The organism is Streptomyces sp. M92 (assembly GCF_028473745.1).
Taxonomy (GTDB): domain Bacteria; phylum Actinomycetota; class Actinomycetes; order Streptomycetales; family Streptomycetaceae; genus Streptomyces.
The window spans coordinates 1,475,248-1,499,876 of the sequence record NZ_CP101137.1 but is presented as its reverse complement, the minus strand read 5'-3'; the positions used below and the strand labels follow the sequence as shown (position 1 = coordinate 1,499,876).

The window sequence follows — 24,629 nt, the reverse complement described above, 5'->3', positions numbered from 1 at the left end:
CCCCCTGCCCGCTGCCGTCACCACACCGGGCGGGGGGCCGCTTGCGCCGAATGGCCGCGGTACCGTGCGTCCGCGGCCGGCCGGCCAGAGCCTGAGACCATGCCCACAGCACGAGTGATATCCACCGCTGCCCTGCTGTCCACCGCGACCCTGCTCTCCTGTTCCCTGGCGGCCTGCGCGCCGACGGCGGAGGACGGCGGCCGGGGAGCCGACGGCGCCACGGCGGCGAGCGACCGGGACGATGTGAACCGCTTCCGGCAGCAGACCCTGGACTGGCGGGACTGCCCCGCCCCGACCCCCATCCAGGGCGACGGCGAGGCCCCGGCCCCGCTCCCGGACGGCACCCGCTGGCAGTGCGCCACCATGAGGGCGCCCCTGGACTGGAAGAGGCCCGCCGGAGAGACCATCGGCATCGAACTCATCCGGGCCCGCGCCGGCGGTGACGCGGACGACCGCATCGGCTCCCTCCTCTTCAACTTCGGTGGCCCGGGCGGCTCCGGCGTCGCCACCCTGCCCGCCTTCGCCCCCGACTACGACAAGCTCCGCTCCCGCTACGACCTGGTGAGCTTCGACCCGCGCGGCGTCGGCAACAGCCGCGGCGTGCGCTGTCTCGACCCCGAGGCGGCCGAGGAGGCCGAGGAGCGGGTCGACGAGACGCCCGACGACGGCGGCGACGAGACCGACGCGCTGATAGAGCTCAACGAGCTGATCGCCGCCGCGTGCGAGAAGAACTCCGGCGGCGTCCTCCCGTACGTCGGCACCACCGAGGCCGCCCGCGACCTGGACCTGATGCGGCAGGTACTCGGCGACGAGAAGCTCCACTACTTCGGCATCTCGTACGGCACCCAGCTCGGCGGCGTGTACGCCCACCTGTTCCCCGAGCGCGTCGGGCGGGCCGTCCTGGACGGCGTCGTCGACCCGACCCAGGACACGATGGAGGGGGCCCTCGGTCAGGCCGCCGGGTTCCAGCTCGCCTACGAGCACTTCGCCCAGTGGTGCGTCGAGCAGCGCTGCACGATCGGCGAGGACGTCGAGGCGATCGTGGACACCGCCGTGGAGCTCCAGGCGGACCTGGACGAGACCCCGCTGGCCACGTCCGACGGCGGCGAACTCGACGGCGACGACGTGCTCGCCGCCATCACCGGCTCGCTCTACAGCCAGTCCTTCTGGCCCGCGCTCCTGGTCGGCCTGGAGGCGGTGGCCGGCGGCGACGGCGACGTCCTGGCAGATCTGGCGGAGGTCCTCGGCCAGCACGGCTCCGGCGGCGACAGCGACGACGCCGCCGAGGACGGCACCGAGGACGACGCTGTGGACGAGAGCAACGAGAACGACGCCTTCCGGGCCATCACCTGCGACGACTCCAGCGACCGCTACACCGTCGCCGACGTGGAGCGGATGATGCCCGAGTTCGTCGAGGCGTCGCCCCTGTTCGGTCCGGGCCTGGCGTGGAGCGCGCTCTCCTGCACCGGCTGGCCGGTCCCCGGAGAGGCCCACCACCCCGAGGTGAGCGCACCGGAAGCGGCGCCGATCTTGCTGGTCGGCAACACCGGCGACCCCGCCACCCCCTACGAGGGCGCCGCCCGCATGGCCGAGGCGCTCGGCAAGGGCGTCGGCCACGAGCTCACCTACCGCGGCGAGGGCCACGGCGCCTTCGACTCCGGCAACCCGTGCGTGCGCGACGCGGTCCACGCGTACCTGCTCGACGGAGAACTCCCGAAGCCCGGCGCGGTCTGCGAGGCGGAGGCGGTGCCGGAAGGCAAGTAGGCACGGGACGTGGCCGCGGGGTGCCGCTTCGCCCGGCCGGCGCCCCCGCGGCCGCGTACTCACCCGGCCGGCTGCCTCAACAGGTGACCGTGCGGTCGTACGTACCGAAGACTCCCTCGTAGATGAACAGCTTGCTCCTCCGGTCGTAGATCGTGTAGCACGGGCTGTCCCCGCCGTTGTTCACGATCACCTTCACCCGCATCGTCCTGCCGCACTTGTTGGTGAGGTTCACGTCGAAGCCGTTCGGCGTGTTGGTCACGTACCGGTTGACGCACGCGGGCGCGGTGCCGGCCGCCGCGGCATGGGCGGCCGGCGCGGAGACGAAGAAGCTGCCACCGATCGCTGCCACCGTGGCAGCCACAACGGAAACCTTCCTGGGAAAGGACATCGGGACCCCCTGAAGCCAACGAGCTCTGTTTCGCGGTCAGCCATAACAGTGCCCGCGCCGAAGCGTGTCCATGAACTCTTCGAAATGGATGGCTGAGACTCGTCGGCCATGCCCCGACGGCCCCGGACACGGAGTCCGAGGCCGGGCCGAGCGCTTCGCCTGGAGGGAAGTCCAGGCCGAAGCTCTTCCGGAGCCCCCTGTCGGATTCGAACCGACGACCTACGCATTACAAGTGCGTTGCTCTGGCCATCTGAGCTAAGGAGGCGTCGCGCGGCGGCGCGCGCGGCGGCTCCACTGTACACAGAGCCGGTGAACGATGTGATTCGAAAATTCCGGCGAAGTTCACAGGCCCCCAGGTACTGACAGATCAGGTGAACGCCGGGTACCGTCCTGTGCCAGTTCACCTGTGTGGACTACACCACACCACCTTCCTACAACGGATCGTCCGGCACGTTCCTGCCGGTAGAAGGGGGCCCATCACCATGGCCACAGTTACGTTCGACAAGGCGACCCGCGTGTACCCGGGTTCCACCAAGCCCGCCGTCGACGGTCTCGACATCGCGATCGAGGACGGCGAGTTCCTCGTCCTGGTCGGCCCGTCCGGTTGTGGAAAGTCCACCTCGCTCCGCATGCTCGCAGGGCTCGAGGACGTGAACGGCGGCGCCATCCGCATCGGCGACCGCGACGTCACGCACCTGCCGCCGAAGGACCGGGACATCGCCATGGTGTTCCAGAACTACGCGCTCTACCCGCACATGACGGTCGCCGACAACATGGGCTTCGCGCTCAAGATCGCCGGCGTCAACAAGGCGGAGATCCGGCAGAAGGTCGAGGAGGCCGCGAAGATCCTCGACCTCACCGAGTACCTGGACCGCAAGCCGAAGGCGCTCTCCGGCGGCCAGCGCCAGCGTGTGGCGATGGGCCGCGCGATCGTGCGCGAGCCGCAGGTGTTCCTCATGGACGAGCCGCTGTCCAACCTGGACGCCAAGCTCCGCGTCTCCACCCGTACGCAGATCGCCTCGCTCCAGCGCCGCCTGGGCATCACCACCGTCTACGTCACCCACGACCAGGTCGAGGCCATGACGATGGGCGACCGCGTGGCGGTGCTCAAGGACGGTCTGCTCCAGCAGGTCGACTCGCCGCGCAACATGTACGACAAGCCCGCCAACCTCTTCGTCGCCGGCTTCATCGGCTCCCCGGCCATGAACCTGATCGAGGTCCCGATCACCGACGGCGGCGTGAAGTTCGGCAACAGCGTGGTGCCGGTCGGCCGCGAGGCCCTGGCGGCCGCCGCCGACAAGGGCGACCGCACGGTCACCGTCGGCGTCCGCCCGGAGCACTTCGACGTGGTGGAGCTGAACGGCGGGGCGTCCAAGACCCTGTCGAAGGACTCCGCGGACGCCCCGGCGGGCCTCGCGGTCTCGGTCAACGTCGTCGAGGAGACCGGCGCCGACGGCTACATCTACGGCACGGTCGAGGTCGGCGGCGAGACGAAGGACCTCGTGGTCCGCGTCAGCAGCCGCGCGGTGCCGGAGAAGGGCACGACCGTCCACGTCGTGCCGCGGCCGGGCGAGAGCCACGTCTTCTCGTCCTCCACGGGCGAGCGCCTCACCGACTGACGACGACTGACGCCGACGACGTCGGCTGACGGAAACCACCCGGCCGGGTGAATTCACCCGCGTTGACGAGAAAGAGCCCCGCGGCCTGCTGCGGGGCTCTTCCCGTTGTCGACAAATACCCCGGCACAACGGACGTTTCGAGCAGTGTGCGTCAACCCCTTACCCATTTCCATGCCGCTCTTCATCCCCCGAAAAGGTGACTAAATGTCGCCAAATCATTACCGGGCGCTACCCTCACTCGCGTGAAGCACTCCGTGAAGCACTCCACCACCCGACAGACGCGACGCGGCCGGGGCCCCGCCCACCGGATCGGCCGCTCTCTCGCCTTCGTCCTGCCCGTCGTCCTGGTGCTCTCCGGGACCCTCGCGGTCACCCGGGTCAACTGGTCGGGGGACTCGGCCGACTCGGTGCTCGCCGCGTCGGAAGCCTCCAGCGCCAAGGCCTCCACCGCCAAGGCCGCCAAGCGCGCCCCGCACGAGGTGCTGCGCGACCGGTTGCTGACCGAACTGCAGGAGGAGGACCCGGGCGTGGCCCTCACCCACCTCCAGCAGGCCGTGAACGAGCGCCCGTCGCTCGCCGGGCACTGCGCCTCCATCGCCCGCGCCCTCGGCCGCGCCGCGGTCAAGGTGTACGGCCCTACGCGCGCCCAGTCGTACGCGCGCCCCGTGTGCGACACCGCCTTCGCCTCGGGCGTGCTGGCCGCGCACAGCTGAGGGCCGACGAGACGACGAGACGCTGAGCTGAGGAGCCCGCTCGGGTCCCGCGGGGCGCCGCGTACAGTTCGGGCATGACCGATCCGAACGCCGCGTCCCGCCGCCCCGTTCAAGCCGTCGTCCTGGCCGGCGGACAGGGTTCCCGGCTGCGCCCGTACACCGACGACCGACCCAAGCCGATGGTGGAGATCCCCGGCACGGGCACTCCGATCATCGGCCACCAGCTCGCCTGGCTCGCCGAGGAGGGCGTGACGGACGTCGTGGTCTCCTGCGGTCACCTGGCCGAGGTGCTGCAGAAGTGGCTGGACGGCGCCGACCTGCCGCTCTCCGTCACGACCGTCGTCGAGACCGAGCCGCTGGGCCGCGGCGGCGGCCTCAAGTACGCCGCCGCGCACCTGCCCCACCCGGACCGGCCCTGGTACGCCACCAACGGCGACATCTGGACCCGTTTCTCGCTGCGCGACATGGCCGACTTCCACGCCGAGCGGGACGCCGTCGCGACCCTCGCCCTGGCCCGTCCGCGCCTGCCCTGGGGCGCCGTGCAGACGGACGGCTTCGGCCACATCACCGACTTCATCGAGGCACCGCCGTCGACCTTCGAGATCAACGCCGGTGTGTACGTCTTCTCGTCCGCCTTCGCCGCGATGCTCCCGGAGCGCGGCGACCACGAGCGGACGACGTTCCCGAGGCTGGCCCGCGAGCGCCGGCTGGCCGGTTTCCCGATCCCGCAGGGCTCCTACTGGCGCGCCATCGACACCGCGAAGGACCTGACGGAGGCCGCACGGGAACTGGCGGCCCTGGGCGGCCGCTGAGCACCCTGGCACGCCGGTTCGCAGCCGGTACGCCGAAGGGCCCCGCACAGATGACGTGCGGGGCCCTTCGGCGTGCGTACGGCCGCGTGGGCCGCTGTGGGGTGGTGGCTAGCCCAGGAGGCCGCCCACGAGGCCGCTCCTCCCCGGCTCTCCGGTGGAGGAGGAACCTCCCTCGTCGCTGTCGCTGCCGCCGCCTCCACCGCCGGAGCCGCTGCCGCCGCCGCTCGTGGTGCCGCCCGCGGTCGGGCCCGCCGTGGTGCTCGGTGCCTCGCCGGCCGGGGAGGACTGCCGCGGCGGGGCCTGGCCCGAGGTGCCCTGGGTCTGGCTGGGTGTGGTGCCGGCCGTCGCGCCGCCGCTGTCCCGGGTGGCTCCGGAGGTGGCCGCGGCGTCCTCGGACGGGGTGGCCGCGCCACCGGTGGCGCCACGGGTGGGGGAGGCGGAGGCCTCCGGGGAGGTCTTCGGCTCCCGGGTGCCGGGCTCCTGCGGGAGCGGGGAGCCGGGCAGTTCGTTGCGCGGGGCCTCGCCGGGGCCGGGGACGACCACCCGGTCGGCGTCCCGGACGGCACCGCCGAGCAGCGAGCCGACCAGGAGGGTGACACCGGCGACGAGGAAGGTGATGAGCGCGCCGCGGCGCAGGACGTAGCGGCGCAGGTCCCAGATGTCGGAGCGCGGGCCCAGGCGCCGCCAGGCGTTGCCGGCCAGCCTGCCGTCCACGGAGTAGACGGGCGCGCCGGCGATGATCAGCGGGGACCAGGCGGCGAGGTAGATGATGTCGGGCGCGTCGTAGACGGGGACGCTCTTCCAGCTGACGGTGACCAGGAGCGCGGCGGACAGGCCGGCGCCGATGACGGCGGCGACGCGCTGCCAGCAGCCCAGCACGGTCAGGACACCCACGAGCACCTGGAGGAAGGCGATCACCAGCCCGGCGCCGACGGGGTGGGCGAGGGCGAACTGGCGCAGCGGCTCGGCGACGTCCCAGGGGTGCAGGGTGTTGAGCCACTTGACCATGGAGCCGCGCTCGCCGCCGTCGAAGTAGACGGGGTCGCAGAGCTTGCCCATGCCGGCGTAGATGGAGATGAAGCCGAGGAAGACGCGCAGCGGGAGCAGCACGACGCCGAGGTTCATGCGGCGGCCGGGGAAGTAGGCGTGCCGGGCGTCGTCGTCGGCGTGCCGCCGGGTGCGCGGCTCGGGCTCCTCCGCGCGCTCGTCGTAACCGTCGTCGTAGCCGTCGCCGTACTGCCCGGGGCCGGTGGTGAAGTCCTCGCCGGTGTAGGCGGGTTCGTCGTAGGCGCTGCCGACGGTGCGCATGGCGGGCAGCAGCCGGGTGCCCTCGGGGACGGGGCCGCGCTGGGCGCCGACGAGGGGCGTCTCGAGGGTCTGGGTGGCGGGCCCGTCGTCGTAGCCGTCGTAGCCGTCGTGGCCCTCGTGACCGGGGGCGCCACCGTCGAAGCCCACGCGGGGGATGACCTGGGTCGCTCCGGCGTCGGCGGAGGCGTCGGCGGCCGGGTCCTCGGTGTGGCGGCCGGCGCCGGCCCGCACCGCCTGGAGCAGCCGGTGGGCGCCGGTGTCGTCCGGGTCGGAACGCCCGCTCCAGACGACGGCTCGGCGGCGGGCGGCTGCCGGGGCGGCGCCCGTGAGGCCGGGCATGCGGGCGGTGTCCTGGGTGGCGCTCAAGTGCCGCGCGATCCGCGGGGACCGGGTCCGCCCGGCGGAGGCACCGAGCTGCACGCGGAAGCTCGCGTGATTGACGATGACCTGGGCCGGATCGCTCGGCACCTTCACCATGCTCAGCGCGGGAGCGTCGTCGTATCCCGACGAGCGGTCCCCCGTGGGTGTGCGGGGTGTTCTGGTGTCCACACTCATCTAACCGAGTGATGTGTCGTTAGGACACTGCCTTGACCGCGCCGAACTGTCCGGACCGCGTCAAGCCCGCCCGGACAGCCCGGAACACCCCGTGTGGGTGACGGAGTCGAAACCCCGTTCCCGGCTCAGCGCCTGCGCCGAGCCGCCTCGTACAGCACGATCCCCGCCGCCACACCGGCGTTCAGCGACTCCGCCCCGCCCGGCATCGGAATCCGCACCCGGACGTCGCAGGTCTCCCCGACGAGCCGGGACAGACCCTTGCCCTCGCTGCCGACCACGACGACCAGGGGACCGTCCAGGGCCGCCAGTTCGCCGAGTTCGGCCTCGCCGTCGGCGGCCAGGCCGACGACCGTGATCCCGGCCTTCTGGTACTGCTCCAGCGCCCGGGTGAGGTTGGTGGCGCGGGCCACCGGCGTGCGGGCTGCCGTGCCGGCGGACGTCTTCCAGGCGCCCGCCGTCATGCCGGCCGCGCGCCGCTCGGGCACGACGACGCCGTGGCCGCCGAAGGCGGAGACGGAGCGGACGACGGCACCGAGGTTGCGCGGGTCGGTCACGCCGTCGAGGGCGACGATCAGCGGGTCCGTGCCCTCGTCGTGGGCGGCGGCGACCAGGTCCTCCGGGTGCGCGTACTCGTACGGCGGGACCTGGAGGACGAGGCCCTGGTGGTTGAGCCCGTTGGTCATCCGGTCCAGCTCGGGACGGGGCGCCTCCATGAGGTTGATGCCGCCGCGCTCGGCCGCGAGCTGGAGCGCCTCGCGCACCCGCTCGTCGTTGTCGATGAACTGCTGGACGTAGAGCGTCGAGGCGGGCACGCCGTCGCGCAGCGCCTCGAAGACCGGGTTGCGGCCGACGACCAGCTCGGACGTGGACCGCCCGCCGCCGCGCCGCTGCTGGGTGCGTCCCGTGGCGCGGCGCGCCTTGGCGTTGGCGGCACGCTGCTTGGCGTGCCCCTTGCGCATCTCGGCGGGAGGCGTCGGCCCCTTGCCTTCCAGGCCCCGGCGCCGCTTGCCGCCGCTGCCGACCTGCGCGCCCTTCTTGCCGGACATGCGGCGGTTGTTCGCGGCCATGAGTACCTGTCTCCGCTCTCTACGGGAGTGTGCGTCGTACGTGCGTCTTATGCAGTGTGCCGCCCGGAGGGCCGGGCGGCACAATCGATCTACGAGTATCGCTCTGTGAGTGAGGACTCGGGTCAGCGGGAGCCGAGGCTCCAGCGGGGCCCCTGCGGGCCGTCCTCGATGACCAGGCCGGACCGGCCCAGCTCGTCGCGGATGGCGTCCGCCGTGGCCCAGTCCTTGCGGGCCCGCGCGGACTCCCGCTGGTCGAGCACGAGCCGTACGAGGCTGTCGACGACGTGCCGCAGGTCCTCGCCCTGCTCCTGCTCCCCCGCCCACTGCGGGGCCAGCGGGTCCAGGCCCAGCACCCCGAGCATGGCCCGCACCTCGGCGAGCCGCTCGACGGCGGCGTCCTTGTCGTCGGCGGCCAGCGCGCTGTTGCCCTGCCGGACGGTGGTGTGCACGACCGCGAGGGCCCCCGGCACGCCCAGGTCGTCGTCCATCGCCTCGGCGAAGGCGGGCGGCACCTCGGCGGCGGGCTCGACGGCGTGTCCGGCCAGCTCGGTGACGCGCTGCACGAAGCCCTCGATCCGCGCGTACGCCGACTCGGCCTCGCGCAGGGACTCCTCGCTGTACTCGATGGTGGAGCGGTAGTGCGGCGTGCCCAGGTAGTACCGCAGCACGACCGGCCGCCAGGTCTTCACCATCTCGCTGACGAGCACGCTGTTGCCGAGCGACTTCGACATCTTCTCGCCGCTCATGGTGACCCAGGCGTTGTGCGCCCAGTAGCGCGCGAACGCGTCGCCGAACCCCTTGGCCTGGGCGATCTCGTTCTCGTGGTGCGGGAAGATCAGGTCGATCCCGCCCCCGTGGATGTCGAACTCCTCGCCCAGGTACTTGTGCGCCATGGCGGAGCACTCCAGGTGCCAGCCGGGCCGCCCCCGCCCCCACGGCGTCTCCCAGCTCGGCTCCCCCGGCTTGGCCGCCTTCCACATGGCGAAGTCCCGCGGGTCGCGCTTGCCGGTCTCGCCCTCGCCGGAGGGCTGGCGCAGCTCGTCGAGGTCCTGGTTGGACAGCGACAGGTACCCGGGCAGGGACCGTACGTCGAAGTAGACGTTGCCCTCGGCCTCGTAGGCGTGCCCGCGCTCGATGAGGCCGCGCATCATCTCGACCATCTCGGTGATGTGGCCGGTGGCGCGGGGCTCGTAGGTCGGCGGCAGGCAGCCGAGGGCGTCGTAGGCGTCGTTGAACGCCCGCTCGTTCTCGTACCCGATGGACCACCAGGGGCGGTTCTGGTCCGCGGCCTTCCTGATGATCTTGTCGTCGATGTCGGTGACGTTGCGGACGAAGGTGACGTCGTAGCCGCGGTACGCGAACCAGCGGCGCATGATGTCGAAGTTCAGCCCGGAACGGATGTGCCCGATGTGCGGGGCGGCCTGAACGGTGGCACCGCACAGGTAGATCGAGACGCAGCCCGGCGTGAGGGGGGCGAAGTCACGGATCTGCCGGGCGCTGGTGTCGTACAGGCGAATAGTCACCCCTCCAGGGTAGTGGGCGCGGGGCAGTGCCACGGGCACGCGGACACTCCTGCCCCGGGCCGGGCCAGGCGGCGCCGACTGAGCTGGAGGCAACGCCCGCCCCTCGCCCGACCGGGCCGGGAGGCGACGCTCGCCTCTTGGCCGACCGAGCCGGGTGGTCGGGTGGGCACAGGCCGGGGTGCGGGGCGGAGCCCCTGGCGGGGTGCGGGGCGGAGCCCCGCGATACGGCACGCCCGGCACCGGGCACCGGGCACCGGGCACCGGGCACAACGCCGGGCCGGGTCACCCCCCCCCGGTTCAACCCACCCGTACGACCAACGCCGTGGCCACCGCCATCAGTCCTTCCCCCCGCCCCGGAAACCCCAGCCCGTCCGTCGTCGCGCCCGACACGGACACCGGCGCCCCCACCGCCTCCGACAGAACCCCCTGCGCCTCGTCCCGCCGCTTCCCGATCTTCGGCCTCGGCCCGACCACCTGCACCGCGACGTTCCCGATCCGGAACCCCGCCGCCCGCACGATCCGCGCCGCCTCCGTCAGCAGCGTCACCCCCGACGCCCCGGACCACTCCGGCCGCCCGGTACCGAAGTGCTGCCCGAGGTCCCCGAGTCCCGCCGCCGAGAACAACGCGTTGCACGCCGCGTGCGCCACGACGTCCGCGTCGGAGTGCCCGGCCAGCCCGGCCCCCTCGCCCTCCCACTTCAGTCCGGCGCACCACAGCTCGCGCCCGTCCTCGAAGGCGTGGATGTCCGTCCCGATCCCGACCTGCGGCAGCACGACGCCCCCGCCCGCCACCGAACCCTCAGAACCCATCGTTCAGCCTCCTGCGCGCCAGCACCGCCTCCGCGAGCACCAGGTCGAGAGGCCGCGTCACCTTGAACGCCTCCTCGTGCCCCGGCACGACCACCACGGTCAATCCGAGCTGCTCGACCATGCTCGCGTCGTCCGTGACGTTCTCGGTCACCGTCCCGTGGGCCCGCACCAGCGTCCCCCGGTCGAACCCCTGCGGCGTCTGCACCGCACGCAACCGCGCCCGCTCCGGCGTGGCCACCACCGGCTCCGGCTCGCCCGGCACCGTGGCCGGTTCGACCTGCTTGACCGTGTCGGCGAGCGGCAGCGCCGGCACCACCGCCGGGGCACCCTCCCGGACGGTCTCGATCACGGTGTCGACCGTGTCCACCGGCACCAGCGGCCGGGCCGCGTCGTGCACGAGGACGATGTCGTACTCGTCCGGCAGCGCGTCGAGCCCGAGCCGTACGGACTCCTGCCGCGACTCGCCCCCGGGCACGACGAGGAAGTCCGTCCACTCGGGCAGCGCGTGCGCGTCGAGCAGGCTCTTGACCTCGGCCGCGCCGTCGGGCGGGGCGACGACCACGACGAGGGAGACCCGGCGGGAGGCCGCCATGGCCCGCACCGCGTGGATGAGCATGGGCGTCCCGCCCAGCGCGCGCAGGGCCTTCGGGGCGCCGGGGCCGAGCCGTACGCCCCGGCCGGCGGCCGGAATGACGGCCGCGGTCCGGATGTTCACACGGGTGTCGGCAGCCGCGTCGGCGGACATCTCAACGGCCGTGTCGGCGGGCGAGGGACGCGATTCGTCAGACATCGGTTCCTGTCAGGTTTGTGTGCTCGACCTAGTTGGGTATGGCCTCACCGTGCCGGGCGCGACGCCTTGACCGGACCCTTCCGTGACCCCGGTCGAGCCAGCAGCCCGGGCCCGGCACGCCAGGACCGGGGGACGGGTCCCCCGGGTTGATCGTACGAGGACGACGTCCGGGTACGAACATGCCGCAGCGCCCGGCGACAGTGAAGATGTCATCGGGCACCGCGGCATTTCAGTGCGCTGAGCCGGGCGGACGCCTACCCGCGTCCCGCCCCGGGAGACGCGTCAGGAGGCGAGCACCTCGTCGAGCAGGGCCTCCGCCTTGTCCTCGTTGGTGTTCTCCGCGAGAGCGAGCTCGCTCACCAGGATCTGGCGGGCCTTGGCGAGCATGCGCTTCTCACCGGCGGAGAGTCCGCGCTCACGCTCCCGGCGCCACAGATCGCGCACGACTTCCGCGACCTTGATGACGTCGCCGGAGGCGAGCTTCTCCAGGTTTGCCTTGTAACGACGCGACCAGTTCGTGGGCTCCTCGGCGTACGGCGCGCGCAGCACCTCGAAGACCCGGTCCAGTCCGTCCTGACCGACCACATCACGCACGCCGACGAACTCCGCATTGTCCGCTGGCACACGTACCGTCAGATCGCCCTGGGCGACCTTCAGCACCAAGTAGGTCTTGTCCACGCCTTTGATCTGGCGAGTTTCGATAGCCTCGATCAGCGCGGCCCCGTGATGGGGATAGACCACGGTGTCGCCAACCTTGAACGTCATGTGACAGGTACCCCTTCCGTGGCTATCCAGGGTAACACGGATACGGCGTCTTCTGAATGGCGTTTTCGCAGGTCAGGGCATATCTCGGGGCTTGACAACAGCAACATGAACGTGCTGCGCCGGGCGAGCGGAAGAAAGAATTCGCAGGTCGGAGCGGCTCTTCCGGCAGGGCGAAACGCGCACGTCACACACATCCGGAGACCCTCCCACCTGCCCGAACAGCCCCATATGTCCGGTTCCACGCGTGCGACTTCCGCTACTCCGTTCGGGGGCCGGGACGGGGTTCCGGCCGATTCCGGAATTGATCACAGGCCACCCCGGCCGGCCACCGGATGATCAATTTCCTGTCCGTCCGCGCATTCCTTCACGGAAAATTCGCGCACCCATCGGCGACCGGTATGGCGGACGGCTTCTTATGTGAATGGCGGACGAGTGCGGGCCGCAAAACGATGTCCGAAGCGGTCCGCCGGCGCCCCGTCGCACTACCCGCCGGGGAGGCCGCCGCGCCGCCCGTCCTGCCGCCTGCCGGGCGAAGCGGGCCGCCTTCGGGGAGGGTCGGGTGCGGACGCCGGGGAACGGCTCGGTAGCCTGAAGCCGCTGACAGTCACTTAGGGCGGCTTTATCCGTTGCCGCCGCCTCGCTCGAGTCCAAGGAGTTGCCGCCGCCGTGAGCAGCAGCCTTCGACGCGGTGCCCTCGCCGCCGCCGCCATCGCGTTCTCGATCGCCTCGCTCGCCGCGTGCGGTGCCGGTCACAACGCCCAGACGCTGGAGATCAAGCCGGACAACGCCGCCACGACGGTCGGTGACATCCAGATCCAGAACGCGGTCGTCATCACGCAGCCCGACCTGGAGTCGACCGGCCCGGCCGTGGTCTCCGCCACCTTCTTCAACAACGGCAGGACGGACCAGACCCTCGAGTCCATCACCGTCGACGGCACCGACAAGTCCGCCGAGCTGAAGCCCGCCGAGGGCAAGAAGGGCGCGGACGGCGGCCTGACCGTCCCGGCCGGCGGCTCCCTGGTCCTCGGCGGCGAGGGCAACGCCTCCGCCGTCCTGCCCAGCAGCCGCGAGGCCATCCAGGACGGCAACGCGCAGAAGATCACCTTCACCTTCAGCAAGACCGGTGAGGTGAGCCTGGAGGCCTTCGTCGTCCCGGCCGAGAGCTACTTCTCCGAGTGGGGCCCGAGCGACGTCCCGGCGGTGCCCGGCGCGTCGGCCGAGCCCTCGCAGGACGAGTCGGGCGCCCCGTCCGACGACGAGTCGGCCACCGGCACCGAGGGCGCCACCGGCGAGCCGTCCGGCGAGGCGAGCGCGACCGGAGCAGCCACGGACGGCACCTCCGAGGACACCGGCACGGGCGCCGAGACCGGCACCGGCGCCGAAGCCGGCCACTGAGCCTCGTACGGAGCGACTCGTACGGAGCGACCTCGTAGGCAACGAAGCGACGTAGAAGGGCGGGACCTCTCCGGAGGCCCCGCCCTTTTCCGTACCCGCCGCGGGCGCCGACGCGCCGGCCGCTCTACGGCTCGAACTTGTACCCGAGCCCCCGCACCGTCACCAGGTACCGCGGCGCGCCCGGGTCGGGCTCGATCTTGGCGCGCAGCCGCTTGACGTGGACGTCGAGGGTCTTGGTGTCACCGACGTAGTCGGCGCCCCACACCCGGTCGATGAGCTGCATGCGGGTCAGCACCCGGCCGGCGTTGCGCAGCAGCATCTCCAGCAGGTCGAACTCCTTCAGCGGCAGGTCGACCTTGGTGCCGCCCACGGTCACCACGTGCCGGTCGACGTCCATGCGGACGGGACCGGCCTCCAGGGCGGCCGGCGCGACCTCCTCCGGCTCACCGCGCCGGCGCAGTACGGCCCGGATGCGGGCGACCAGCTCGCGGGAGGAGAAGGGCTTGGTGACGTAGTCGTCGGCCCCTATTTCCAGCCCGACAACCTTGTCGATCTCACTGTCCTTGGCCGTCACCATGATCACGGGGACGTTCGATCGGCCGCGCAGCTGGCGGCAGACCTCGGTGCCCGGCAGGCCGGGCAGCATCAGGTCGAGGAGGACGAGGTCGGCGCCGTTGCGCTCGAACTCGTCGAGTCCGTCGGGGCCGGTGGTCGCCACGGCGACCTCGAAGCCCTCCTTGCGGAGCATGTACGACAGGACGTCGGAAAAGGACTCCTCGTCCTCGACGACGAGCACACGGGTCACGGAAGGACCTCCGGGGCGGGAAGCGTTTCGTACGGGGAAGTGTGGGGGGATGAGGACGACCGCTCGGTCTCGTCGCCGGTCCCGGCGCGGTCGGGGTTGCGCGGTGCGCGGTCGCGGGCGGGGCCCGACTCCGGCAGCCGCAGCGTGAAGGTGGAGCCCTGGCCTTCGGCGCTCCACACCGTGACCTCCCCGCCGTGCGAGGCGACCACGTGCTTGACGATCGCGAGACCCAGACCGGTGCCCCCGGTGGCCCGGGAACGGGCCGGGTCCACGCGGTAGAAGCGCTCGAAGACGCGCTCCTTGTCCCTCTCGGAGATGCCGATCCCCTGGTCGGTGACGGCGATCTCGATCAGGTCGCCGCCGGGTGCGCCCACGCGGCGGGCGGCTATGCCGACGCGGGTGCGGGCGGGCGAGTAGTTGACGGCGTTCTCGACGAGGTTGCCGAGCGCCGCGGCGAGCTGGCCGCGGTTGCCGCGTACGTGCAGATCCGCCGTACCTCCGGCGGCCATGGTGATCTGCTTCGTGCCGGCCGCCTGCCGGCACCGGTCGATGGCCTCGGCGACCAGCTCGTCCACCCGGACGGGCTCGGCGTCGTCGAGGGGGTCGTCGTTCTGCACCCGGGACAGGTCGATGAGCTCCTGCACCAGGTTGGTGAGCCGGGTGGCCTCGATCTGCATCCGCCCGGCGAACCGCTCCACGGCCTCCGGATCGTCGGAGGCGTCCATGACGGCCTCGGACAGCAGCGAGAGCGCCCCGACGGGCGTCTTCAGCTCATGGCTCACATTGGCGACGAAGTCGCGCCGTACGGCCTCGATGCGCCGGGCCTCGGTGAGGTCCTCGACCAGCAGCAGCACCAGCCGCGATCCGAGCGGCGCAACGCGCGCGGAGACGGCCAGGGCCTCGCCCCGCCCGTTCCCGCGCCTGGGCAGGTCCAGCTCGACCTGCCGTATCTCCCCGTCCCGCCTGGTGTCCCTGGCCATCTGCAGCATCGGCTCGACGGCGAGCTTGCCGCCCCGGACCAGTCCGAGGGCGTACGCCGCCGAGCTGGCCTTGACCACCGCGTCGGCCTCGTCGAGGACGACCGCGGAGGACCGGAGCACCGACAGGACGGTGTCCACACCCGGCGGCAGCACGGGGTCCGTGTGGAGCGAGGTGCGCGTGGGGCGCTTCTGCTCCCGCTCGCTCCAGCGGAACGCCAGCATGGCGATGACGCCGGTGAGCACTCCGGCGATCGCAGCCGCTGCGGCGACCGCCGCGTTCACGTCCATGTCTCCAGGTTAGGCACGCCGGAGTACCCCGCCCCAGCCCTCGGCCTGCGACCTCGAACACTCGTCGCCCAGAGTTCACCTTGGAGCCAGGGACGATTCACTTGTGGTGCCGGAAACGGACGCGTACGGGCCGGAACGTGTAAGCGTGGGGGCACGGCAAGGGGTCCGAGCCGGCGCGAACCGGAGCGAGCCCCCCATACGGACGTACGAGAGGGAACCCTGATGCGGGACGCGTACCACGAGGAACTTGACTCGATCGGCGACAGTCTGGTCGAGATGGCCCGGCTGGTCGGGTCGGCGATCGGACGCGCCACGACCGCGATCCTCGACTCCGACCTGAAGCTGGCCGAGACGGTCATCGAGGGCGACCAGAAGGTCGACGAGCTCCAGCACGAGCTGGAGGCCCGGGCGATAACCCTGCTGGCCCGGCAGCAGCCGGTCGCCACCGACCTGCGCATAGTCGTCACCTCGCTGCGGATGTCGGCCGACCTGGAGCGCTCGGGCGACCTGGCCCAGCACGTCGCCAAGCTGGCCCGCCTGCGCTACCCGGCGCGCGCGGTGCCGCACGACCTGCACGCGACCATCCTGGAGATGGGCCAGCTCGCGCAGCGCCTGATGGCGAAGGCGGCCGAGGTGATCATCACGAAGGACGTCGACCTGGCCCTCCAGCTGGAGCAGGACGACGACGCGATGGACCTCCTGCACCGCACCCTCTTCCAGCACCTGATGGACGACCGCTGGAAGCACGGCATCGAGACGGCCGTGGACGTCACGCTCCTCGGCCGCTACTACGAGCGCTACGCCGACCACGCCGTCGCGGTCGCCAAGCGGGTCGTCTACCTGGTCACCGGCGAGCACGCGGACGAGCTCCAGCCGGACATCCAGCCGACGACCCAGGCCGAGGGCGCCTGAGCCCACCGGGTTCCCGCCGGGGGCGCGCGCGGACACCCCAATGCGCCGTTGATGCGACTGCCACCCCGGGCGTGCAATGGACCGAGGCACACCAGCCTCCAGGAGGAACCATGCCCGTTTCCCCCAGCACGCCCGGCACCCCCGGCACTCCCGGCACGAAGCAGCCCGACCCCACCCGGCAGCGCCCCACCGAGCAGCCCCCGGAGCCGCGCGCCCTGCCCCTGCTGGCCGCCTGCGGCTGCGGCTCGGGCTGCGGCTGCGGCTGCCAGTCGGGCAGTCCCTGCCAGTGCGGCTGACGGTGCGCTAGCGGCGCAGGCACACGCGACGGGCACGGCGGCCGGTTCGCCCCGGCCGCCGTGCGCGCGCACCCTGGAAGGAGCAGGAAAGCCGCTCCTGAAGGAGGTGCGAGGCCATGGCTCGCTTCATGGACGTGCACCACGGCATGCACGGCATCACCGCGGACCAGCTCCACCGTGCCCACCAGGCGGACCTCGCCCTGGAGAAGGACGAGAACGTCCACTTCGAGCGGGCATGGGCGGACCCCGCCTCCGGCACGGTCTACTGCCTCTCCGAGGGCCCGTCGGCCGACGCGGTCCAGCGCGTCCACGAACGCGCGGGCCACAAGGCGGACGAGATCCACGAGGTCCCGCTGACGGTCTAGGTCCGGTCTCCACTTTGAGTACGGGTACTCAGGCCCCGGAGGCCGCTCCCGCCCGACCCTGGACACACACGTCCAGGCCGGGAGCACCCAGCCGGAAAGCGACCTCCGGGGAGACCGAAACCCGATGAACGCCACCCGCACCACCCGCATACGCACCCTCACGACCCTCACTCGCCTGACCCGCCTGACGGTCGCCAACCGCGTCTCGGCGGCCTACCTCGCCGTGGTCGGCGGCGCGATGGCGGTTGCGGCGCTGACGCCCCTCTTCGCCACCAGCCCCGACGCCTCCCTCATCTGGATCTGGCCGGCCCTCTTCACCTTCCCGGCCTTCGGCTTCGTGGCCTGGCTCGGCGAGTCGGTCTGGGGCGGCGAGGCCCCGACCTGGTTCTTCATCGGCGGCATCGTGCTGTCGGCCCTGGTCCAGTCGCTGGCCCTGGGGGCGACGTGGGAGGGCCTGCGCGGCCGACGCCGGGGGCGGCTGACGACGGCGAGGTGAGCCGGCCGCGACAACCCGTACCGCCGCCTGATCCCGCGCCCTCCCGCACCCGACCGAACCGGACCACGACGATCGGGAAGCGCGCCCCCGCCCCCTGCCACGGTGGATGTCGAAAGGAGGCCTCGTGATCTCGGCACTCAACAAGCTCGTCGACCTCGTCGAGGAACACCTCACCGAGGAACTCGACGTCCCCGCACTGGCCGGAACGCTCGGCACCACCGAGTACCACCTGCGCCGGATGTTCTCGTCCCTGGCGGGCATGCCGCTGTCGGAGTACGTGCGCCGGCGCCGCATGACGGTCGCCGCCGCCGACGTCGTACGCGGTGAGGACGACCTGCTGAGCATCGCCGTCCGGCACGGTTACGGCTCCACGGAGGCGTTCGGACGTGCGTTCCGGGCGGTCCACGGTGCCGCAGCGCGTGACGTACGCCGTGACGGAGGCCCCCTTCAGACACAGCCGCAGCTCAGGTTCCGCCTGACCGTCGAAGGGAGCACCCCCATGGACACCCGCTTCGCCGACCGCCCCGCCTTCCGCCTGATCGGCCACGCGACCCGCGTCCCGCTGATCCACGAGGGCGTCAACCCGCACATCCAGCAGCACATCGCCGCGCTGCCCCCACAGGAGCACGCCCGCCTGAAATCCCTCAGCGACACCGACCCCGCGGGTCTGCTCCAGGTCTGCGACGACCTGGAGCCCGACAGCCCGGAGGGCAGCGAACTGACCTACCTGCACGGGGTCGCCGTCACCCGGGCCACCCCGGCCCCCGACGACCTCGACGCCATCGTGGTCCCGGCCGGCCGCTGGGCGGTCTTCCGCAGCTCGGGCCCGTACCCGGCGACCCTCCAGACCACCTGGGCGGCCACGGCAACCGAGTGGTTCCCGTCCAACCCGTGGCGCCTGCGCCCGGGCCCCTCGATCGTCGCCGTCCTCGACCGCGCGGAGGACTTCTCGACGGCGACCTGCGAGCTGTGGCTCCCGGTGGAGCCCGCGTAAGTCCCCGGGGGGGCGGGACGACCGGATTCGAACCGGCGTCCTCGCGGTTCTGGAGACCGCTCGCGTCGACCACTGCGCTACGTCCCGCCCTTGGCCGCGATCGTATCGGCCGAGGGCGGGACGGTCGCGCGAGATTCGCAGGCGGCCCGCCGCGAAGTAGGACATGATCTGTCCTCAATACTTCTTAACGTGTGCCTACACCGACGGAGCAGGAACCCCGGAAGGCGGACACACACCATGACCTCCAACGAGCAGACCACCCGCGAGGCGACCACCGCGACGACCGCCCTCACCGGTGAGCGCGCCGACCTGCTGGAAACGCTGGCCAAGCACCGGCACTTCCTGCGCTTCACCACCCGCGACCTCACCGACGAGCAGGCCGGGCTCCGGACCACCGCCAGCGAGCTGTGCCTGGGCGGCCTGATCAAGCACGTGGCCTCGGTCGAGCGGGGCTGGGTGGACTTCATCCTGGAGGGCCCGTCGGCGATGGGCGACTTCACGGCTATGACCGAGGCCGACTGGGCCAAGCGGACCGATGAATTCCGCATGCTGCCCGGCGAGACGCTCGACGGCGTACTGGCCGCCTACGCCGAGGTGGCCGACCGCACCGACGACCTGGTCGCCACCCTCCCCGACCTCGACGCCGCGTGGCCGCTGCCGAAGGCCCCGTGGTTCGAGGCCGACGCGCAGTGGTCGGCCCGCCGCGTGCTGATGCACATCATGACCGAGACCGCCCAGCACGCGGGCCACGCCGACATCATCCGGGAGTCCCTGGACGGCGCGAAGAGCATGGGCTGACGCCCGGCGGTACGCCTCTCACCTGCGGCGCGCGCGGGTGAGAGGCCGCGATCGCGCGCTCTCCGCGTCAGGATGTACCGGCGCGAGGCTGCGGCGGGTTCTTCCTGATCAGGTCGAGGAGGCCCGGGAACCGTGTCTCCAGGTCGTCCGCGCGCAGCCGCGCCATCCGGCTGTTGCCGCGGTCGACCTGGCGGATCAGCCCGGCCTCGCGCAGGACGCGGAAGTGGTGGCTGCGCGTCGACTTGGAGACGGGGAGGCCGAACGACGAGCAGTGCCGTTCGGCGTCGTCGGCGGCATGGGCGAGGACCGAGACGACCTCGTAGCGCAGCGGGTCCGAGAGGGCGTTCATCACGGAACGCAGGTGCATCTCTTCGAGTGAGGGGTGTCCCTCTGCGTCGGGCATGGCGGCGGCTCCTCTATCGGGGGCGTACCCGGGTACGGCGCGCCCAGGGGCGGGTCGGGCTGATTCGCAGGGGAGGTTCTACTTGCATCCTACCTACACCGCGTGCCACCTTTAGGTTCGATCAAAACCGAACCTTTATCGGAGTGCCCACGCATGTCCACAGAGACCGAGCCCGCCGGTTCCGCGTCCACGCCCGACGCCCCGGCAGACGCCGCCGGCCCCGCCTCCGCTCCCCCGCCGGCCGCCCCCCGGCAGACGCTCACGCTCGCCGCCGTCCTGCTCGCCGTCTTCGTCGTCCCCACCTCCATCTCGGGCACCGCCGTCGCCCTGCCCGGCATCGGGGCCGACACCCAGGCGGGCCTCGTCCCGCTCCAGTGGGTCGTCAACGCCTTCAACGTGGCATTCGCCTGCTTCACCCTCGCCTGGGGCTCGATCGCCGACATCATCGGCCGCGTACGGGCGTTCGCCGCCGGCGCCGCCGTCTACGCCGTCGCCTCGCTCGGCAGCGCCCTCGCCGGGAACGTGCTGCTCCTCGACGTGGCCCGCGGCCTGGCCGGCCTCGGCGGCGCCGCGATCTTCTCGTGCGGCAGCGCGATCCTGTCGACCGTCTACGCCGGCCCGGCCCGCGCGAGGGCCTTCGCGCTCTTCGGCACGGTCGCGGGCATCGGCGTCGCGATCGGCCCGTCCCTCTCGGGTGTGCTCGTGCAGACCCTCGGCTGGCGTTGGGTCTTCGCCCTGCACGCCGTGGCCCTCGGCCTGGTGCTGCTCGCCGTGCCCGCCATCATCCGCTCGGTGACGGAGCAGCGCCGCACCGGCGTCCGTGTCGACCTGGCCGGCAGCGCGCTCTTCGTCGTCGCCATGCTGCTGCTGACCACCGGCATCGTGCAGGGCTCGCAGTGGGGCTGGGGCAGCGCGGGAGTGCTCGGCCTGTTCGCCGGGACGGTCGTCGTCCTCGCCGTCTTCGCCGCGGTCGAGAAGCGCCGCGCCCATCCCATGCTGGATCTGAGCGTGCTCGCCAACACCCGGTTCCTCGCGCTGTGCCTGGTCCCGGTCGCCGCGTCCTTCGGGTTCGTGACGATGCTGACGTACCTGCCGACGTACCTGACGGCCGTCGGCGGCTACACCAGTGGCAGCGCCGGTCTGGCCATGGTGCTGCTCACCCTGCCGGTGTTCGTCTGCCCGATGCTCGCCGCGAAGCTGGTCTCCCGGGGAGTCCCCGCGCTGGGCCTGCTGTACGCGAGCCTCGCCTGCCTGGTCGTCGGCGACATCGCGCTCACCTTGTTCAGCCCGGACGTCGCCCTCGCCGTCGTCGCCCTGCCGATGCTGGTCACCGGCGCCGGCATGGGCCTGTCCGCCGGGCTCGTGGACGGCCAGGCCCTGGAGAACGTCGCCCCCGAGAAGGCCGGCATGGCGGCGGGGTTCCTCAACACGCTGCGCCTCGGCAGCGAGGCCGTCGCCGTCGCCGTATACGGCTCGATGCTGGCCACCGCGCTCGGCGCGAAGATCGGCACCGGCATCGACGGCTTCCCGGGCGCCGACGGCCCCACCCGGATCGCCAACCAGGTGGCGGGCGGCGACCTCGCCGCCGCGGCCGAAAGCGTCGCGGCCGACCAGCGGGACCGCTTCGCCGGCTTCCTCACCGGCGCCTACGACTCCGCCTTCGACACCCTCCTGTACGCCCTGGCAGCCGTATGCCTCGTGCTGTTCCTCACCGTGGTCGCCCTGTGGCGGCGCGGCGGGCGCGCGGCCACGAAGGCGTAGCGGGAAGAGGACCCCTTCATGTCCCCGACACAGCACTTCGGTCTCGCGGTCGTCGGCGGCGGGCCGGCATGCTGCTCGCCGCCGAACTGGGCCTGCACGGTGTCCGCACCGCCCTGGTGCACGCCGGGAACGGGTGCGAGGCCACGGTGAGCTGGGACGGCACCCGCGTGCTGCTGCACATCATCGCCGAGACCGCCCAGCACGCGGGCCATGCCGACATCATCCGCGAGTCCCTGGACGGCGACCACCGGAACCTGAGTATCAGAATCAATGTCAGTGGTCGCGGCTAGTGTCCTGAACGCGTGGTCGGCTTCCGAGGTGTCCAGCTCCTTAGAGCAGCTGCATCCCCGGTCCTGTCTGGGGGCGGCCCGGGGACAACCCGGGACCCAACCGACGGCCGGGCTTCGTCGATGGCCAAGAGAGACCTGCCAGCGCCGACCACGCAACCGACGTGCGGCGGGGCCAGACACGCCGGCCGGCCGCGCTCGCGCTCAGGCGTCGAAGTCGTACTCCAATACGTACGACGCCGCGTCCAGCGTCATCTCGTTGACCTCGACGGAGCGACCCTCGACCGTGAACGCGGTACGGCAGATGAGGATGGCCGGAGTGCCCGCCGACATGCCCAGCTGTGTCGCCTCGTCCTTCGTCGGCATGCGTGAGCGGATCTCCTCGCGGAAGTGCACCGGCTTGTGGCCGAGTTCGGCGAGCCGGGCGTACGTCCCGCCCTCCCCGGTGTCCTCCTGGGTGATCGCGGACCCTGCGACCAGGGACATGGGCAGGTAGCTCGTCGCGAGCAGGACGGGCTTGCCGTCCAGGACGAAGCGACGCCGCCTCACGCACACCGGCTCCTCGTCGGCCAGGCCCAGCACCGCGCCGACGCGGTCGGGCGAGGGCTCCTCGGACACGGTGAGCCGATCCACCTCGAGGGACCGGTTCTCGATCTCCGCCGACCAGACGGAACGGCCGTTGCCCCACTGCTGCTCGGCCAGTCGCTGGATGCCGCGGCGCCGGAGCGGGCGGAAGGTGCGGACGAACACGCCGGCTCCTTTGCGGGCTTCGGCGATGCCCTCGTCCCGTAGCACGCCCAGCGCCTGGCGTGCCGTCATGCGTGCCACGCCGTGCGTGGACATGAGGTCGTTCTCCCCCGGAAGCCGATCACCAGGACCGTACCGGCCCGCCCGGATCGCCTCGCGCAGAGTGTCCGCGATCCGCTGGTACTTGGGCCGAGGGTCGTCTTCGGCGTGGGCCATCCCGCAGGTCTCCTCCCTCTCTTCTCTAGACACCTTAGGCCACAGGTTGAGCGTTCGCTCGCTGCGCGTAGCCGTCGACTCCGGGCGGCGGCCTCTTCTCGCGTTTCGATTGACGTCTCTAGAGATGTTGCTCCAGAGTGAGATGTATAGAGAGGCCACACGGGGCCTCTGAAGCGAGAGGTGCTGCCCGCCGATGGCCTACACAATCGACCGCTCCCCCTGTGAAGAGTCGCCGCGCCTCGGCGCGATGACCTTGCCCCCCGTCGCGGAATCCGTACCCCGGGCTCGACACTGGTTCCGGAAGTTCATCACCCCCTACGAGCCGGCCCGCCCCGTCGACGACTGCGTACTGCTGCTCTCGGAGCTGGTGACCAACGCCATCCTTCACGGCCGGTCGGACGACGAGCCCTGGGTCGTGCGGGTGGAGTGGTTCCGCGAGGGGAGCGCCCTCCGGGTCGAGGTGCACAACCCGGGGCTCCCGGACGACGTGAGGCTGAGGTGCCCCGACTCCGACGACGCGCACGGGCGTGGGCTGCTCCTGGTCGACGCCATCGCCGACTCGTGGCACTGCGGGCGCAGCCGTTTCGGCGGGACGGTGGTCTCCTTCGAGTTGGCCGGTGTCTGGCCCCTGTGAGAACGCGGCCGGTAGCGATCGGCACGGTTGCCGCACGTCCGAGCCGGCACTCAAGCGCTGTCAGTGCCTCATGTCAGTGTGCCGCCATGACAGAGACCACGGAGCTCACCCTCTTCGCCGACTACTTCCAGCTCCACGTGTCCGACGCGGATTCAGACGGTGACCTGAGCGACGCGTGGACACCCCAGGCCGTTGCCGATCACCTGGCGGTCGCACGGAATGCACTGGGCATCGGCACCGCCGTGAACGTCCACGTGTCCGTCACGGTCGCTCTCCTCCCCCAGGAACCCGACGATGACAGTTCCGAGTTCGACCACGTCGTGGAAGCCAGCCTCGATGTGTCGCGGGGGCGACTGTCGGTTCAGGGATGCACGGACTACGCGCCGGAAGCGGCGGCTTTTGAGGTCCTCCCGGGCTGGAACCGCGTTCGCGCGTCCCGGAGCAACTTGGCACGGGCCATTGAAGCGGACGTCGACTCCGACGACGGCCCCGAGACGACCGAGAAGGTCCGCATCCAAGTGTGGCCGGCCCCAGAAGCCCCCTCAGAAGTCATCAAGCCGTGGACGTAAAAGCCACGGAACGCCGCGAGCGCCCTCAGGTCAGGTACGTCGTCGGGCGAGCCGGAACACCAGGTACGTGAAGCCGAGGATGATGTCCGTCGCCGCCCACAGCCCGATGACGAGTCCGGCGCCGACAACCGTTCCGGCGTCGCCCGCGTCCTCGCACAGTGTGAGGTCGTCGCCTGTCAGGCCCCTGCACGCAGCGGGCGTCTCGCTGCCGCTCACCGCGCCTACGATCACCCAGACCAGGAACAGCACCTGAACGGCCAGGAAGACCCAGGGGAAGACCCTGCGCCGCTTTCCCGGCGGCAGGCCGGACCGGGCTCGGTAGGAGCTTGCGGGCGGCGGACCCTGCGGCGGCGGTGCCGGCCATCCACTCGGCGGCGGTCCGGGATCTTGTGGGGCGCTCGGTCCCCACTGCGGCCCTCGAGCGCGGTGTCTTCTGCTCATGGCGCGCCCTCCTTGTGCTGCTTTCATGGTGCGCTCGGCGCGACGCATTCGCTCGGCAGCGCCCCGACGGCCCCACTCCCCTTTGGCTTCGTCACCGTGAAAGGCTCCTCAGCGGTGACGGCACGCCC

General features: G+C 71.7%; 26 protein-coding genes, 2 tRNA genes and 1 pseudogene. 15 read left to right on the top strand and 14 right to left on the bottom strand.

Annotated features, from left to right (window positions below; translation table 11 throughout):
* Positions 1-99 precede the first annotated feature (99 nt).
* Entirely contained in the window at positions 100-1,764 is a 1,665-nt protein-coding gene (locus tag M6G08_RS06735; RefSeq protein WP_272586276.1) for an alpha/beta hydrolase, read from the top strand.
* 76 nt (positions 1,765-1,840) lie between these two features.
* Here M6G08_RS06735 and M6G08_RS06730 read toward each other — a convergent pair whose 3' ends face one another.
* Positions 1,841-2,125 (bottom strand): alpha-amylase inhibitor, encoded by a 285-nt coding sequence (locus M6G08_RS06730; RefSeq protein WP_272586275.1) that lies wholly within the window; start codon positions 2,123-2,125, stop codon positions 1,841-1,843.
* A gap of 218 nt (positions 2,126-2,343) precedes the next feature.
* Positions 2,344-2,417 (bottom strand) — tRNA-Thr (locus tag M6G08_RS06725).
* Between the two features lie 217 nt (positions 2,418-2,634).
* Here M6G08_RS06725 and msiK point away from each other — a divergent pair.
* From msiK to M6G08_RS06710, 3 genes are all read left to right on the top strand, one after another.
* Positions 2,635-3,771, top strand: coding sequence for a diacetylchitobiose ABC transporter ATP-binding protein MsiK (gene msiK, locus M6G08_RS06720; RefSeq protein WP_272586274.1), 1,137 nt, complete (start codon positions 2,635-2,637; stop codon positions 3,769-3,771).
* A 242-nt stretch (positions 3,772-4,013) separates the two neighbouring features.
* Positions 4,014-4,484, top strand: coding sequence for a hypothetical protein (locus tag M6G08_RS06715; RefSeq protein WP_272586273.1), 471 nt, complete (start codon positions 4,014-4,016; stop codon positions 4,482-4,484).
* A 74-nt stretch (positions 4,485-4,558) separates the two neighbouring features.
* Positions 4,559-5,296 carry a nucleotidyltransferase family protein gene (locus M6G08_RS06710; protein ID WP_272586272.1) on the top strand — a complete coding sequence of 246 codons (738 nt, stop codon included), beginning with the start codon at positions 4,559-4,561 and terminating at the stop codon, positions 5,294-5,296.
* 108 nt (positions 5,297-5,404) lie between these two features.
* Here M6G08_RS06710 and M6G08_RS06705 read toward each other — a convergent pair whose 3' ends face one another.
* The 6 genes from M6G08_RS06705 to M6G08_RS06680 all read right to left on the bottom strand — a co-directional run bounded on the left by M6G08_RS06705 (position 5,405) and on the right by M6G08_RS06680 (position 12,114).
* Positions 5,405-7,159 (bottom strand): DoxX family protein, encoded by a 1,755-nt coding sequence (locus tag M6G08_RS06705; RefSeq protein WP_272586271.1) that lies wholly within the window; start codon positions 7,157-7,159, stop codon positions 5,405-5,407.
* 125 nt (positions 7,160-7,284) lie between these two features.
* Positions 7,285-8,226, bottom strand: a complete 942-nt coding sequence (gene rlmB / locus M6G08_RS06700) for a 23S rRNA (guanosine(2251)-2'-O)-methyltransferase RlmB (RefSeq protein ID WP_272586270.1) — start codon at positions 8,224-8,226, stop codon at positions 7,285-7,287.
* 122 nt (positions 8,227-8,348) lie between these two features.
* Positions 8,349-9,749 (bottom strand): cysteine--tRNA ligase, encoded by a 1,401-nt coding sequence (cysS, locus tag M6G08_RS06695; protein ID WP_272586269.1) that lies wholly within the window; start codon positions 9,747-9,749, stop codon positions 8,349-8,351.
* Positions 9,750-10,046: 297 nt separating this feature from the next.
* On the bottom strand, positions 10,047-10,559 hold the full coding sequence (ispF, locus tag M6G08_RS06690; RefSeq protein WP_272586268.1) for a 2-C-methyl-D-erythritol 2,4-cyclodiphosphate synthase: 513 nt from the start codon (positions 10,557-10,559) through the stop codon (positions 10,047-10,049).
* Positions 10,549-11,349, bottom strand: coding sequence for a 2-C-methyl-D-erythritol 4-phosphate cytidylyltransferase (gene ispD, locus M6G08_RS06685; protein WP_443048748.1), 801 nt, complete (start codon positions 11,347-11,349; stop codon positions 10,549-10,551). The genes ispF and ispD overlap by 11 nt, the downstream gene beginning before the upstream one ends.
* 282 nt (positions 11,350-11,631) lie before the next feature.
* Positions 11,632-12,114 carry a CarD family transcriptional regulator gene (locus M6G08_RS06680; RefSeq protein WP_003953493.1) on the bottom strand — a complete coding sequence of 161 codons (483 nt, stop codon included), beginning with the start codon at positions 12,112-12,114 and terminating at the stop codon, positions 11,632-11,634.
* 666 nt (positions 12,115-12,780) lie between these two features.
* Between M6G08_RS06680 and M6G08_RS06675 the strand changes: the two genes are divergently transcribed.
* Positions 12,781-13,509: a copper chaperone PCu(A)C domain-containing protein gene (locus M6G08_RS06675; RefSeq protein WP_272586267.1), complete on the top strand. Its 729-nt coding sequence runs from the start codon at positions 12,781-12,783 to the stop codon at positions 13,507-13,509.
* A 124-nt stretch (positions 13,510-13,633) separates the two neighbouring features.
* Here M6G08_RS06675 and phoP read toward each other — a convergent pair whose 3' ends face one another.
* Together phoP and phoR are read right to left on the bottom strand one after the other, a co-directional pair.
* Positions 13,634-14,305, bottom strand: coding sequence for a two-component system response regulator PhoP (phoP, locus tag M6G08_RS06670; protein WP_466747773.1), 672 nt, complete (start codon positions 14,303-14,305; stop codon positions 13,634-13,636).
* Between the two features lie 5 nt (positions 14,306-14,310).
* Positions 14,311-15,582, bottom strand: coding sequence for a two-component system sensor histidine kinase PhoR (gene phoR / locus M6G08_RS06665; protein ID WP_272586265.1), 1,272 nt, complete (start codon positions 15,580-15,582; stop codon positions 14,311-14,313).
* A 222-nt stretch (positions 15,583-15,804) separates the two neighbouring features.
* Here phoR and phoU point away from each other — a divergent pair, with 222 nt between their 5' ends.
* The 5 genes from phoU (at position 15,805) to M6G08_RS06640 (ending at position 18,645) form a co-directional block, all read left to right on the top strand.
* Positions 15,805-16,494: a phosphate signaling complex protein PhoU gene (phoU, locus tag M6G08_RS06660; protein ID WP_073729698.1), complete on the top strand. Its 690-nt coding sequence runs from the start codon at positions 15,805-15,807 to the stop codon at positions 16,492-16,494.
* 110 nt (positions 16,495-16,604) lie between these two features.
* Positions 16,605-16,790, top strand: a complete 186-nt coding sequence (locus M6G08_RS06655; RefSeq protein WP_272586264.1) for a hypothetical protein — start codon at positions 16,605-16,607, stop codon at positions 16,788-16,790.
* A gap of 116 nt (positions 16,791-16,906) precedes the next feature.
* Positions 16,907-17,155 carry an SCO4226 family nickel-binding protein gene (locus tag M6G08_RS06650; RefSeq protein WP_272586263.1) on the top strand — a complete coding sequence of 83 codons (249 nt, stop codon included), beginning with the start codon at positions 16,907-16,909 and terminating at the stop codon, positions 17,153-17,155.
* Positions 17,156-17,279: 124 nt separating this feature from the next.
* Complete coding sequence (locus M6G08_RS06645) at positions 17,280-17,651, top strand: SCO4225 family membrane protein (protein WP_272586262.1); 372 nt, start codon at positions 17,280-17,282, stop codon at positions 17,649-17,651.
* Between the two features lie 124 nt (positions 17,652-17,775).
* Positions 17,776-18,645: an AraC family transcriptional regulator gene (locus tag M6G08_RS06640; protein ID WP_272586261.1), complete on the top strand. Its 870-nt coding sequence runs from the start codon at positions 17,776-17,778 to the stop codon at positions 18,643-18,645.
* A 12-nt stretch (positions 18,646-18,657) separates the two neighbouring features.
* Here the strand turns inward: M6G08_RS06640 and M6G08_RS06635 are convergent.
* A tRNA-Trp gene (locus tag M6G08_RS06635) sits at positions 18,658-18,732 on the bottom strand.
* Between the two features lie 150 nt (positions 18,733-18,882).
* On the opposite strand from M6G08_RS06635, the gene M6G08_RS06630 reads away from it, so the two are divergent.
* Positions 18,883-19,443 carry a DinB family protein gene (locus M6G08_RS06630; RefSeq protein WP_272586260.1) on the top strand — a complete coding sequence of 187 codons (561 nt, stop codon included), beginning with the start codon at positions 18,883-18,885 and terminating at the stop codon, positions 19,441-19,443.
* A 67-nt stretch (positions 19,444-19,510) separates the two neighbouring features.
* Here M6G08_RS06630 and M6G08_RS06625 read toward each other — a convergent pair whose 3' ends face one another.
* The gene (locus tag M6G08_RS06625; RefSeq protein ID WP_272586259.1) at positions 19,511-19,846 is read right to left on the bottom strand and encodes an ArsR/SmtB family transcription factor; all 336 of its coding nucleotides are present in this window, start codon (positions 19,844-19,846) and stop codon (positions 19,511-19,513) included.
* Between the two features lie 153 nt (positions 19,847-19,999).
* On the opposite strand from M6G08_RS06625, the gene M6G08_RS06620 reads away from it, so the two are divergent.
* Complete coding sequence (locus tag M6G08_RS06620) at positions 20,000-21,607, top strand: MFS transporter (RefSeq protein WP_272586258.1); 1,608 nt, start codon at positions 20,000-20,002, stop codon at positions 21,605-21,607.
* A gap of 158 nt (positions 21,608-21,765) precedes the next feature.
* Positions 21,766-21,897 (top strand): annotated as a pseudogene (locus M6G08_RS06615) (mycothiol transferase); the annotation flags it as partial.
* 201 nt (positions 21,898-22,098) lie between these two features.
* On the opposite strand, the gene M6G08_RS06610 reads toward M6G08_RS06615, so the two are convergent.
* Positions 22,099-22,857, bottom strand: a complete 759-nt coding sequence (locus tag M6G08_RS06610) for a GntR family transcriptional regulator (protein ID WP_272586257.1) — start codon at positions 22,855-22,857, stop codon at positions 22,099-22,101.
* A gap of 193 nt (positions 22,858-23,050) precedes the next feature.
* Between M6G08_RS06610 and M6G08_RS06605 the strand changes: the two genes are divergently transcribed.
* Entirely contained in the window at positions 23,051-23,491 is a 441-nt protein-coding gene (locus tag M6G08_RS06605) for an ATP-binding protein (RefSeq protein WP_272586256.1), read from the top strand.
* 86 nt (positions 23,492-23,577) lie between these two features.
* Positions 23,578-24,060, top strand: a complete 483-nt coding sequence (locus M6G08_RS06600) for a hypothetical protein (RefSeq protein ID WP_272586255.1) — start codon at positions 23,578-23,580, stop codon at positions 24,058-24,060.
* A gap of 30 nt (positions 24,061-24,090) precedes the next feature.
* Here M6G08_RS06600 and M6G08_RS06595 read toward each other — a convergent pair whose 3' ends face one another.
* Positions 24,091-24,309 (bottom strand): hypothetical protein, encoded by a 219-nt coding sequence (locus M6G08_RS06595; protein ID WP_272586254.1) that lies wholly within the window; start codon positions 24,307-24,309, stop codon positions 24,091-24,093.
* Positions 24,310-24,629: the final 320 nt, after the last annotated feature.